This window comes from Neptunomonas phycophila (assembly GCF_001922575.1).
GTDB classification, from domain to species: Bacteria; Pseudomonadota; Gammaproteobacteria; order Pseudomonadales; family Balneatricaceae; genus Neptunomonas; species Neptunomonas phycophila.
In genome coordinates, this window is sequence record NZ_MRCI01000005.1 from 1 (window position 1) to 12,802 (window position 12,802).

The window sequence follows — 12,802 nt, forward strand, 5'->3', positions numbered from 1 at the left end:
TCGGTCAGATAATTCGTGTGAACGCTATGCCAGGATTCGGCTAATCGTTTAAGGAGGTGATCCAGCCGCAGGTTCCCCTACGGCTACCTTGTTACGACTTCACCCCAGTCATGAACCACACCGTGGTAAACGTCCCCCCGAAGGTTAGACTATCTACTTCTGGTGCAATCCACTCCCATGGTGTGACGGGCGGTGTGTACAAGGCCCGGGAACGTATTCACCGTGGCATTCTGATCCACGATTACTAGCGATTCCGACTTCATGGAGTCGAGTTGCAGACTCCAATCCGGACTACGATCGGTTTTGTGAGATTGGCTCACCCTCGCAGGTTTGCAGCCCTCTGTACCGACCATTGTAGCACGTGTGTAGCCCTACTCGTAAGGGCCATGATGACTTGACGTCGTCCCCACCTTCCTCCGGTTTGTCACCGGCAGTCTCCTTAGAGTTCCCACCATTATGTGCTGGCAAATAAGGACAAGGGTTGCGCTCGTTACGGGACTTAACCCAACATTTCACAACACGAGCTGACGACAGCCATGCAGCACCTGTCTCAGAGCTCCCGAAGGCACTAAGCTATCTCTAGCGAATTCTCTGGATGTCAAGAGTAGGTAAGGTTCTTCGCGTTGCTTCGAATTAAACCACATGCTCCACCGCTTGTGCGGGCCCCCGTCAATTCATTTGAGTTTTAATCTTGCGACCGTACTCCCCAGGCGGTCAACTTATCGCGTTAGCTGCGCCACTAAAGAATCAAGTTCCCCAACGGCTAGTTGACATCGTTTACGGCGTGGACTACCAGGGTATCTAATCCTGTTTGCTCCCCACGCTTTCGCACCTCAGCGTCAGTATCAGTCCAGGTGGCCGCCTTCGCCACTGATGTTCCTTCCTATATCTACGCATTTCACCGCTACACAGGAAATTCCACCACCCTCTTCTGTACTCTAGCCAAGCAGTATCAGGTGCAATTCCCAGGTTGAGCCCGGGGCTTTCACATCTGACTGACTTAGCCGCCTACGCGCGCTTTACGCCCAGTAATTCCGATTAACGCTCGGACCCTCCGTATTACCGCGGCTGCTGGCACGGAGTTAGCCGGTCCTTCTTCTGATGTTAACGTCACAGATAGCAGTTATTAGCTACTAACCTTTCCTCACATCTGAAAGTGCTTTACAACCCGAAGGCCTTCTTCACACACGCGGCATGGCTGGATCAGGGTTGCCCCCATTGTCCAATATTCCCCACTGCTGCCTCCCGTAGGAGTCTGGGCCGTGTCTCAGTCCCAGTGTGGCTGATCATCCTCTCAGAACAGCTAAAGATCGTCGCCTTGGTAGGCCTTTACCCTACCAACTAGCTAATCTTACGCAGGCTCATCAAATAGCGAAAGGTCCGAAGATCCCCTCCTTTCCCCCGTAGGGCGTATGCGGTATTAATCCAAATTTCTCTGGGCTATCCCCCACTACTCGGTAGATTCCTACGCGTTACTCACCCGTCCGCCGCTCGTCAGCATCTAGCAAGCTAGATCTGTTACCGCTCGACTTGCATGTGTTAGGCCTGCCGCCAGCGTTCAATCTGAGCCATGATCAAACTCTTCAGTTTAATTTTTCGATCGTCTTTGCCGAAGCTTCAACAATCTAAATCTGACTCAGGTTCGCTAACTTCATTACTTCATAAAACGTATGTTTACATGAATTCACTTGGTTGCTTACCTGATAAAGCTTTTGTAGCTTCATCCCAGCAAGCGCCCACACGAATTATCTGACCAATTTGTTAAAGAGCGCTGAACGTTTGATTTGCATCCGACTCGCTGCCCGCTTTCGCGTTGCGCTGTCTCGTTCAGTGAGGCGCGTATTTTACCGAACCCCGTGTCGTTGTCAACGTTTATTTTGCATTTTATTTTCGAGTATTTTCAAAAACAAAGCTGAGCAAAACACGCTAACAACTCGTCGTTATTTAATGAACAAAACCACCTAAAAGATCAATTTATTCAACCACTTAAATAACACCGCCTTACTCTGTTCAAAGCCGCTTTCGCTGCCGTCCTAAGCAAGGAGTGCGCATTCTACAGACACCCCATTTAGAGTCAACAGCCAAGTCGTAATTTTATTCATTTTTTTTAAATTAATAGAGAGACCTGACCCACATAGAACCTCTGCACCGCAATTCCACAAGCTGCTAGCCGCGGTGATCCGACACAAAAGGGTTATTTTTCTTCTCATACCCCAAAGTCGATACTGGCCCATGCCCAGGTATAAAAACCACTTCGTCACTTAAACTAAAAAGCTTATCTTTTATTGAAGAGATAAGCGTAGGATGATCCCCGCCAGGGAAGTCTGTGCGCCCGATTGAACCATTAAAGATCACATCGCCAACCTGGGCTACTTGAGAGGCCTGATGATAAAACACAACATGCCCTGGCGTGTGGCCAGGACAATGTAAAACCGATAATTGCTCTTCCCCCACTTGAACCACTTCACCATCTGTTAGCCACCGATCTGGCGTAAAGCTTTGAACTGCAGGAAAACCGAACATTGAACTTTGTTTCTTTAGCCCTTCAATCCAATAAAGGTCATCGTAGTGCGGCCCTTCAATAGGCAGACCTAGCTGCTCTTTTAATGCGCCTGTTCCACCTACATGATCTATATGCCCATGGGTCAGCAGAATTTTTTCTAGGACCACTCCCTCTTCTTCTATTGCCAGCAGTATCTTTTCGATATCTCCACCGGGGTCAACCACTGCCGCTTTTTTGGTAGACTCACACCACCATAACGTGCAATTTTGTTGAAAGGGCGTAACAGTAATGATTCGATATTTCATACATAAGCTCCTAGTAACTTGAGGCTATTATATACTAGGAGCTCATTAATACTGCCATCACCCACCGTCAATCGTTAGCTTCAGTTTTAAATGCCTTCACCATAGATAAGAGCTGATTCTCTACTGCTCGCAATTCTTTTGATGCCGACTCGCTTTTAGCACCCAAATCAGCATTATGCAGGGAGAGCTGGCGCAACGACTCTACGTTCTTTTGTATTTCCTCAATAACCGAAGTTTGCTGGCCAGCTGCACTGGCCACGCTGACGGTTTGACCTGATATACCGTCCATACTTTTAGTGACGGAACTAAACACTTGCCCTACAGATCCTGACACGCTACGACTTTTTTCAACCACACCTTTAGTTTGATCTAGCTTACTTACTACCATCCCGACAGAAGAAACTATGTTTTCTACCGTCGTACGTACTTCCGAAGTGGAGTCTTTTGTTCGGGTAGCCAACGTCCTTACTTCATCAGCCACTACAGCAAACCCCCGACCATACTCACCCGCTCGCGCTGCCTCTATAGCCGCATTGAGCGCAAGCAAGTTTGTTTGCTCTGCAATTTCGGTTATCACCCCAATAACATGCTCAATCTCTACGGTATGCTGCTTTAAGTTTTGAGCTTCTTTCTCGGCCAGCTCCATTTGCTGGGAAATGCTGCTTATCGCTTCTATTATATCTTCTAGATGTTTACGCCCGTCCAGAGCTTCATTGTTAGCCTGCTGAACAGCATCTGATGTAGCCGTCATGCTCTGGGATATTTCTAAAGCCGAAGCGGCTAGCTCCTCGACAGAGACTGCTACCATATCTGTCTCCTCACTTTGTCGATTAGCGCCTTGCTTCGAATCAATTGATATTGACTCAGATGCAGTTACCACCCGATCAATTTCTCCGCAAAAATCCCCCAATCTTCCTAGCACGGTTTTGGTACTTGCCATCTGCATCTGCAAACCGTACTCAACCGCCCCGATATTATCTAACCTGCCGGTAAAAAGTTTCTGCATCACTTCGTTAGACGATATGCCTTTTGCTTTGTTAGCCAACACATTCAAAGGCTTTATATATCCAAGATATAGCCCTGCAAGACCGCCCCCCTGAAGAAAGGCCAACAGCAATCCCAACAACCATTCTCCTTTTACAAACAAAGCTCCTAGCAAAACTAAAGAGAGCAACACAAACAGTCCAGTTGTGAATAGAGTCGAGCTTATGACTGATTGCTTAATAGGGTTGTTTCCATTATTGAGGGCGTTATACATTTTTATAGCGTCTTGCTTTTGAGCAGCAGACGGCAACGCTCTAACTGATTGATAGCCTACTTTTTCTCCATTTTGATACACAGGAGTAACGTAAGCATCAACCCAATAGTAATTACCATTTTTACATTTATTAACAACCAAGCCCCGCCACGATTTGTTCTGCTTAAGCATCGCCCACATGTTTTCGAACGCTGCTTTAGGCATGAAGGGATGACGCACAATACGGTGAGGACTTCCGAGCAGCTCATCGTGTGAGTATCCACTGATCTTTACAAACTCATCATTAGCATAAGTGATACGCCCTTGAATATCGGTGGTGGAAATAAGTTGATCCGTGGCGGCAAAGGTAACTTCGCTCCCAGTAAGGGTGACTGATGGCATAAAAATCCCTGTCAATTGAATGTGAACCAAAACTGAATAACGTCTGTTGTAACGGCGTGCGAACTAATATCTTTAATATTGTCTTAGACTATAATAGTTCGTATTACTCATACTGACCCAAAAATGCTCAGACAATCATTTAAAGTAGAGATGCATGGCCTCGATTAGCGATTACACTCAACAACTGGCGGAACTACGCCCCAAGCTTGTAACCTTTACGATGCTTCAAATCCCTGATCGGAATTACGCAGAAGATCTCGTTCAAGACTCGATTATCGCGGCCATCGAGAGCATTGAAAAATACGAAGGCAAAGCCGCTTTTGAAACATGGGTTTATAGCATTTTGAAATATAAGCTAATTGACTATATTCGCCATAAAAAACGCGAACAAGAGCGCTTTGTTTCTGATGAAAACGATGTCGATATTGACTCCTTTTTTAATAAAAAAGCTCACTGGAATGCCGACGATACTCCACAACAGTGGCATAACCCCGAGGAGCTGCATTTACGTACACATTTTTGGGAAGTTTTTGATTTTTGCCTACTACATTTACCCAGTAGCACCGCTAGAGTTTTCGCTTTGCGCGAGCTAATGGAAATGGAAACAGAAGAGATTTGCGATAGTTTGGGCATTTCTGAGCAAAACTGCTGGACAATTTTGCACAGGGCTCGTTTAAAACTAAGAAGCTGTTTGGAGCGCGGCTGGTTTCTTAAAACAGGAGAAAGCGTATGAAGTCATGCGTCCAAGCGACTTATCTTATGTCTAAGCAATTAGACACACAATTAACACTTTTAGAGAAGATGAGTTTACGAATGCACTTATTTATGTGCGGTAATTGTAATCTGTGTAACGATCAATTAACGACAATTCATGACTTATGCAGCCAGCGAATTACTGACATTCATTTAAAGGGTCGCGACAAGGAGTAACCCTTGTCGCTGTCGAGCACCAACTATTCACTACACCTTATGGTAAAGCTCTGCACCCGTACTTTTAAATTCCGCCGACTTTTCTTGCATCCCCTGCTCTGCTTTCGCGTTAATAGCCGCTACCTGCGACGCATCCAACTCGCGAACCTCTTGTGATATTTTCATAGAACAAAATTTTGGTCCACACATCGAGCAGAAATGTGCAACCTTCGCAGATTCTTTAGGCAAAGTCTCATCGTGGTAGGCTTTGGCAGTATCAGGGTCAAGACCGATATTAAATTGATCTTCCCAGCGGAATTCGAAGCGTGCTTTCGACATCGCATTATCACGTATCTGCGCTCCAGGGTGCCCTTTTGCTAAATCCGCTGCATGAGCCGCGATTTTATAAGTGATAATGCCCGTTTTAACATCATCTTTATTAGGAAGCCCCAAGTGCTCTTTAGGCGTAACGTAACACAACATAGCGCAGCCATACCAACCGATCATTGCTGCTCCTATCCCCGATGTAATATGGTCATATCCCGGAGCAATATCAGTCGTTAGAGGCCCTAACGTGTAAAAAGGAGCTTCGTGGCATTCGGTTAGCTGCTTGTCCATATTTTCTTTGATCATATGCATCGGCACATGCCCAGGACCTTCGATCATGACTTGGACATCGTGCTTCCAAGCTATTTTGGTCAGCTCACCCAACGTCTCTAGCTCAGCAAATTGCGCTTCATCATTTGCATCATACACAGACCCAGGACGCAGACCATCACCTAATGAAAAGGACACATCGTAAGCTTTACATATTTCGCAGATATCTTCGAAGTGCGTGTATAAGAAATTTTCTTCATGGTGAGCTAAGCACCACTTAGCCATGATTGATCCACCACGCGAGACAATCCCGGTCATTCGCTTTGCCGTCATAGGCACGTAACGCAACAAAACACCCGCGTGGATAGTAAAGTAGTCCACACCTTGTTCGGCTTGCTCAATTAACGTGTCGCGAAACACTTCCCAATTTAGATCTTCAGCAACGCCATTCACTTTCTCTAGCGCTTGGTAGATAGGTACAGTCCCTATAGGGACAGGCGCATTACGTAATATCCACTCCCTCGTTTCATGGATATTTTTACCTGTGGATAAGTCCATGATGGTATCCGCACCCCAACGGGTTCCCCACGTCATCTTTTCTACTTCTTGTTCAATAGATGACGATAATGCGGAGTTACCAATATTACCGTTAATCTTCACTAAGAAGTTACGACCAATAATCATTGGTTCACATTCTGGGTGGTTGATATTTAACGGAATAATCGCCCGGCCTTCGGCAACCTCTTTGCGGACAAATTCAGGCGTAATTTCATCAGGCAAATTAGCACCAAAACTAAAGCCTGGATGCTGTTGAGCAACGCTTTGCCCCTCCACTTTATTCTTAGCCAACTTCATGTTTTCACGGATGGCAATGAATTCCATTTCCGGCGTTATGATACCTTTACGCGCATAATGCAATTGCGTAACGTTGCACCCTTCTTTAGCTCGGCGAGGCTTTCGAGTCAGCTCAAACCTTAATTCATCCAAACGTAAATCTGCTGCACGGGTTTGACCATAAACAGACGTCAAGCCATCAAGCAGAACAGTATCTTGTCGCTCATCTATCCAGCTTTCTCGCAAGGGCGCTAAGCCCTTGCGGATATCAATTTCTGCCTCTGGGTCAGTGTACGGCCCAGAGGTATCATAAACATACAGGGGCTCGTTCGGTTCACCACCAAAGGCTGTGGGTGTTATATCTAAAGAAATCTCACGCATGGGCACTCGAATATCGGAACGGCTACCTTCGATATACACCTTGCGCGATTTAGGAAATGGCTGCACAGAGGCATTATCAACCTGTGCACTTTGGCTCAACTGGCGATTATTTGTCATAACTATCCTGTCATTATTCTGTTTATTAATATTCTCTGACGTCAGAAATCGAATTCCAGAGCGTCGCAAAATGGTGTAAAGGCCCATGTCCACTACCTACATCTAACTGATCTGCAGCAGCTATAGATTCCGATAAATATACTTTGGCCTGTGAGACAGCCGCGTCTAAACTTAAGTGCTTAGCAAGCAGCGCAGTAATTGCTGATGAGAGCGTACAACCTGTACCGTGTGTATTTTGTGTATTAATCCGTTTGGCGCGATAAGCCTGTACATGCTTGCCATCCGAGAGAAGATCAACCGCATCATTATCTCCCTCCAAGTGACCACCTTTTAGCAATACATGCTTGGCCCCTAACTCATGCAGTTTCGGCAATAGCGCATACATCCCATCAATAGTGGTGGGCTCATCAAGGCCAACTAAAGCCGCAGCTTCGGGTAAATTAGGCGTAATAAGATAAGCGCGAGGTAAGATCTGCTGTTTGAGCGCCGCTACCGCATTCATAGGTAATAGCGCGCTCCCACTTTTAGATATCATGACAGGGTCAACGACTAGGGGAATAGTAGGATAACGGCTCAGCGCCTGTGCCACTGTCTCTATGATATCAACGGAGCCCAACATACCTACCTTGATCGCATGAATAGCAATATCCGTTAGCACAGCATCGATTTGAGCGGCGATTACATCATTAGGAATAGGGTGAATTGCTGAAACGGTGTGCGTATTTTGCGCCGTGACCGCTGTGATGACTGACGCTCCGTAAACACCGAGCGCAGAGAAAGCTTTTAAGTCAGCTTGTATGCCTGCACCACCTCCGCTATCAGAGCCTGCGATGGTCAGCACATTTGGGATTGCAAATGATTTCATCTCGATTCCTACGCCAGTGCAAACTGGATCAGGTTCAGCGGGTATCATCTCAGCCTCAACATAAGGCACCCCGACAAGATAAATTAAGTGTACGTTGTCCGCTTTTTTATGTCTATATTTGCCGAACAACAAGCGATTGAATGATCACTCAAGAATTCGGTATGAAAAATAGGACTTTTTCCTATATCCAAAAATTCTCACTCAGACATAATAACAACCGTGGATCTCCTGTTCATGGAACGAATGTAAGGAAGGCCTCGACAAGCGGAATGGACACAAGGATTGTCCGAATGGAATCAACTAATTAGCAATAATTAGCACCGCAAGGAAAAAGGAAGCCAAAAAGAGAACTTTGCATACGGATTTGCGAAGTTCTCACCACTTCCCACCTCGTTATACACTGAGCTACCTACTCTTCTTTAATACAAAACGCTTTACAACTTATCATCTAAAAATGATGACTATTTAACGATAGCAATAGTATGCGCCTACTCGCGACAGCACACCAAAGCAAATAGGTTTGAAGCGGCAACGATCAGAGAACTGTATCAAAGAAGTGTCTTAAAGCTCATGCAGGGACGCCTGTCGACAAGCCCCAAATAGATCGCACAACATCAGAGGCTGGCTCAGAGCAATCGCCCGCTATCCATTTAGCCAACCCGCCCGCTACATCTTGAAATAGTTGAGGTTCAGGTTGCGGCTGTTCCAGCCAATGCTGAAAATCACGAGGTTGGAAATCATCCATTACTGTAGCCAATTGAAGCCGATCTAAAAGAATGGCATTTGAGCGCTGTTCCGACTGACCTTGCATAGGCTTAGTTAAAAACTTTTTACCATACTGCATTGTTTCGCTAGCTAAGCCAAAGCCACAATTTGAAAACACCCCAGAACAAGCCGCTAAATCTTGCTCAAACCCTGCACGACTAAGAGGTTTAAAGTGAACATTATTGATTGAATGCGCAAAAGAACGCTTACTATATACGTGAAAGCGATAATCAGTAAACGAAGCAAACCAATCGATCAATGTTTCATCTGTTTCAAATGGGAGATAAACCAGAACCAGCCCTTCATCAACTGTCCTTGAATATTGGGGCGGGCTAATTAGAGGCGGAACAATTGTTCGGTTAAAATGATCCCAATGCACCCCTACGGGTATCGTAACAGGAGCAAATATCTGAACGCCTAAACGCAACATCAACGAGCGCCAGCCATCGGGCAACTTGTGCATAAAAGCATACTGATGTGCGATACCAATAGACTTTTTACCGCGCAGTTTCGCCGCCCAAGCGGTCACCGGCTCAAAGTCAGAGAGAATAAGATCATAACTCTGGACATCCAGCGACTTAATATCACGGATCAGCGTGCTTAAACTATTCCTTGTGAGGGTATCCCACGACTTAACTTTTGCGCCCTCTCCCATATAAAAGGTTAAACCGCGACGCGTTTGGTAGTCGCCGAACAACTCCATATCAAACAGTTCGTCAGCAGGGCGACCACTGAATAAGTAATCAACATCAACGCCGGCCTGCTTGAGCGCGGGTGCCATGACCCGTGCGCGTGTTATATGACCATTACCTGTCGCTTGCACCCCATATAGCACCTTCATGACTACACTCGCCTCATAAAGCAAATCCAATAAGCATAGCCAACTCAGCGCAACAGATACCTAACGCAGCGCCAGCGGCGATATCCGTTGGATAGTGGACACCCAGCATTACACGAGAAAAACCTATCATCCCAGCCAACACATAACCAACGCCTGCAAGAGCTGGATAAAAAACGGCTAAAAGCGTAGCAAACAAAAAGGCGGCGGCTGAATGCCCGGAGGGGAAGCTAAAGGTATCCGACGGAACAATAACCGCCTCAAACCCCTTAAGTGAGCTGGGCCTTGGACGTTTGATGGTGTTTTTTAGCAACCAGTAAACCGGGAGCTCCACTAAAAAAGCCAACAGCCCCGCCACCAAAAATGCCTGACCATGCTCGGCATCGAACACAGCAAAAGCTACCCCAATAACGACATATAAGAGGCCATCACCTAACCGGGAAATAGCCCGACTAATCAGCGCCAAATGTGAATACGTTAAACGGCGCGTCTGAAGCCAGTTAAATGTCAGTGTGTCAAAGTCTGTTATTTTCTGGATGGTAAGCATCTTTAACCCCCAGTTAGCCCATGCAATTTTAGGTATGGTGGGTCAACTAGATGACAGACCGATGACAAAATACTGACTTTTATGTGACAACCATTGAGACTTATTGTTGAGCGATCCACTCAGAGACAAGATTGACTAGCCCATCGGGATTTTCCCATGGTTGCATATGCCCACCTGACACAACCGCTAATGTAAAAGCATGAGATTGTTGCTCGATCACCCTGTGTGCATATTCAAGTGACAACACCTCATCCTTTTCGCCCTGTATTAGCAATCCTGCAAGCTGCCGCTTACTATCTGATCTAGCGGAACGCCAACTAAATATCGAGTTCAAAGTTTTAAGCGGGTAATCGAAAACAACAAGCGGATCAGCCCCCATTTCATCGGCGGCAGGATGAGAAGCAATAAGGGCATCATAATCCAATATCGACTTTAACGGCACTCGAGCCAGTGGGAAAAACGGGCTACTCATACCAATCCATTGCCAACCCAGACTATGCATGAGGTCGGGAGCTACTTCCGGCATCAATAACGTTTGGCAAATAACGCCAGATATTCGCGCATCCTTCTCGGCAACGGCCATCGCTAATAACGAGCCGATAGAATACCCAAATAGATAAACAGGGCGAGTCTTTGAACCCGCCAGATACTCGATTACTTCACTAACGCCGTCAGCAATATCGTCAAGGGTGTACAACCCCCTAACACCGCCTGAATACCCGTGACCGGGATAATCCATACTAACAACGTCAAATCCTCGCCTACTCAGCTTATCCAGCAGCGGCGCGTAGTATTCAGAATATGTCCCTATGCCAGGCAAAAAAACCACCAGCGGTGATTTAGACTCAGCAAAAGAAGGATAATGCTCGTAGTGAATTTCACCTAACTTAAAAGTTTCTCGGCGCTCCAAAGAAGGCTCAAGCCCCATCTTTGCTCGCAAACGATCACGCAACCCTATATCCGCTTCAACTGTTGGCGTGAATAATGAAAAGTAGTCTACAAACACTCTAACAGTCTCCTTTTACGCCATAATCAAGATATCTACCTGTATCAACCCAAGCAGCCAAGATGCATTTTTTGGATACATCAACGCTGGCAACGAGAGCAAAACACCGTACTGCGCTGCCCCATGCGAACTTCCGTTAGTTCTTTGCCACAAACTAAGCAAGGCTCACCGGCTCTACCATACACTGATAACGATTGAGCAAAGTATCCAGGCTTACCGTCGCTATCAACAAAATCCCTCAGAGTCGTCCCTCCTTGCTCAATTGCGGCGGACAATATTTTCTTGATTGCCGCAACCAAACGAGTCAGCTTAGGCTTAGATACTTTACCGGCCGGCTTCCTTGGATCAATACCCGCCATAAACAACGCCTCATTTGCGTAAATATTACCGACACCGACAACCACATGACTGTTCATCACCAACTGCTTAATCGCCACACTGCGCCCTTGGCTACGATTGATCAGATAATCAGCATTAAACGCGTCTGTCAGCGGCTCTGGACCCAGCGAAGAGATCAACGATAGTTCCTCTCCCACTGGCTGCCACAAAACTGAACCAAATCGGCGAGGATCCGTTAAGCGCAAGCACGCCCCCGAAGCCAAACCGATATCGATGTGATCATGCTTACCAGGCTCTACATAATGAGTGAGTACTCGCAAACTACCAGACATTCCCAAATGAATAACAATAGCTCCGCGCTCTGTCTCTAAAAAAAGATACTTGCCTCGCCGGCTCACGTTATTAACCGCAAGACCTATAAGCGACTGCAAAACATCGACAGGAACCGGCCAACGCATCTTAGGCTGACGCACAACAATAGAGGTGAGCGTCTGATTAATCACATGCGGAGCAACACCGCGCCGCGTTGTTTCTACTTCTGGTAGTTCTGGCAAAACGTAAATCCCAATTCATTTTGAATCATGCGCTATTAATAACAATGTACACACGCAGTTAACAAGCGCTTTAACCAATCACATCTCTCTTATGTACGCAGAACAAGCTCCACTTGTTTCTTTTAGACATAAAAAAACCCGGCCAAAGCCGGGTTTTCTGGAAGCACTAAATCTTATTTGATCTTAGCTTCTTTATACATAACGTGCTTACGAACAACTGGATCAAACTTTTTGATCTCAAATTTTTCTGGCATGTTACGTTTGTTTTTATCAGTCGTGTAGAAGTGACCTGTACCGGCGGATGAAACCAGACGGATCTTTTCACGGTTACCTTTTGCAGCCATGGTCTAGCTCCTTATACTTTTTCGCCACGAGCACGAACTTCAGTCAAAACTGAGTCAATACCCTTTTTATCGATGATACGCATACCTTTAGAAGAAACGCGTAGACGAACAAATTTGTTTTCAGATTCTACCCAAAAACGGTGCCAATGCAGGTTTGGTAGAAAACGACGACGTGTTTTACGTTGTGAGTGGGAAACATTGTTCCCTGTTACTGGACGCTTACCAGTAACCATGCAAACTTTAGACATAATTAATACCT

At 46.1% G+C, this 12,802-nt stretch carries 12 protein-coding genes, 1 rRNA gene and 1 riboswitch; of the genes, 2 read left to right on the forward strand and 11 right to left on the reverse strand.

Features of this window, described 5'->3' with window-relative positions; translation table 11 throughout:
* Nucleotides 1-49 precede the first annotated feature (49 nt).
* The 3 genes from BS617_RS17050 to BS617_RS17060 all read right to left on the reverse strand — a co-directional run bounded on the left by BS617_RS17050 (nt 50) and on the right by BS617_RS17060 (nt 4,447).
* A 16S ribosomal RNA gene (locus BS617_RS17050) occupies nt 50-1,590 on the reverse strand.
* Between the two features lie 576 nt (nt 1,591-2,166).
* Nucleotides 2,167-2,808, reverse strand: coding sequence for an MBL fold metallo-hydrolase (locus tag BS617_RS17055; protein WP_075174212.1), 642 nt, complete (start codon nt 2,806-2,808; stop codon nt 2,167-2,169).
* A gap of 67 nt (nt 2,809-2,875) precedes the next feature.
* Nucleotides 2,876-4,447, reverse strand: coding sequence for a methyl-accepting chemotaxis protein (locus BS617_RS17060; protein ID WP_075174213.1), 1,572 nt, complete (start codon nt 4,445-4,447; stop codon nt 2,876-2,878).
* 154 nt (nt 4,448-4,601) lie between these two features.
* Here BS617_RS17060 and BS617_RS17065 point away from each other — a divergent pair, with 154 nt between their 5' ends.
* Entirely contained in the window at nt 4,602-5,180 is a 579-nt protein-coding gene (locus BS617_RS17065) for a sigma-70 family RNA polymerase sigma factor (protein WP_075174214.1), read from the forward strand.
* Entirely contained in the window at nt 5,177-5,377 is a 201-nt protein-coding gene (locus BS617_RS17070; protein ID WP_075174215.1) for an anti-sigma factor family protein, read from the forward strand. Before BS617_RS17065 ends, BS617_RS17070 begins: the two co-directional genes overlap by 4 nt.
* 30 nt (nt 5,378-5,407) lie before the next feature.
* Here the strand turns inward: BS617_RS17070 and thiC are convergent, their stop codons facing one another.
* The 8 genes from thiC to rpmB form a co-directional block, all read right to left on the reverse strand.
* Nucleotides 5,408-7,285, reverse strand: coding sequence for a phosphomethylpyrimidine synthase ThiC (thiC, locus tag BS617_RS17075; protein WP_075174216.1), 1,878 nt, complete (start codon nt 7,283-7,285; stop codon nt 5,408-5,410).
* A 25-nt stretch (nt 7,286-7,310) separates the two neighbouring features.
* Nucleotides 7,311-8,150, reverse strand: a complete 840-nt coding sequence (gene thiD / locus BS617_RS17080) for a bifunctional hydroxymethylpyrimidine kinase/phosphomethylpyrimidine kinase (RefSeq protein WP_075174217.1) — start codon at nt 8,148-8,150, stop codon at nt 7,311-7,313.
* Nucleotides 8,139-8,233, reverse strand: a riboswitch (TPP riboswitch). Its footprint overlaps the gene before it by 12 nt.
* Before the next feature lie 485 nt (nt 8,234-8,718).
* Nucleotides 8,719-9,756 (reverse strand): MJ1255/VC2487 family glycosyltransferase, encoded by a 1,038-nt coding sequence (locus BS617_RS17085; RefSeq protein ID WP_075174218.1) that lies wholly within the window; start codon nt 9,754-9,756, stop codon nt 8,719-8,721.
* Nucleotides 9,757-9,769: 13 nt separating this feature from the next.
* On the reverse strand, nt 9,770-10,300 hold the full coding sequence (locus BS617_RS17090; protein WP_075174219.1) for a phosphatase PAP2 family protein: 531 nt from the start codon (nt 10,298-10,300) through the stop codon (nt 9,770-9,772).
* Between the two features lie 100 nt (nt 10,301-10,400).
* Nucleotides 10,401-11,306, reverse strand: coding sequence for an alpha/beta hydrolase (locus BS617_RS17095; protein WP_075174220.1), 906 nt, complete (start codon nt 11,304-11,306; stop codon nt 10,401-10,403).
* 80 nt (nt 11,307-11,386) lie between these two features.
* The gene (gene mutM / locus BS617_RS17100) at nt 11,387-12,199 is read right to left on the reverse strand and encodes a bifunctional DNA-formamidopyrimidine glycosylase/DNA-(apurinic or apyrimidinic site) lyase (RefSeq protein ID WP_075174221.1); all 813 of its coding nucleotides are present in this window, start codon (nt 12,197-12,199) and stop codon (nt 11,387-11,389) included.
* 173 nt (nt 12,200-12,372) lie between these two features.
* Nucleotides 12,373-12,543, reverse strand: a complete 171-nt coding sequence (gene rpmG, locus BS617_RS17105; RefSeq protein WP_075174222.1) for a 50S ribosomal protein L33 — start codon at nt 12,541-12,543, stop codon at nt 12,373-12,375.
* 11 nt (nt 12,544-12,554) lie between these two features.
* Nucleotides 12,555-12,791: a 50S ribosomal protein L28 gene (rpmB, locus tag BS617_RS17110; RefSeq protein WP_075174223.1), complete on the reverse strand. Its 237-nt coding sequence runs from the start codon at nt 12,789-12,791 to the stop codon at nt 12,555-12,557.
* Between the last annotated feature and the right edge of the window lie 11 nt (nt 12,792-12,802).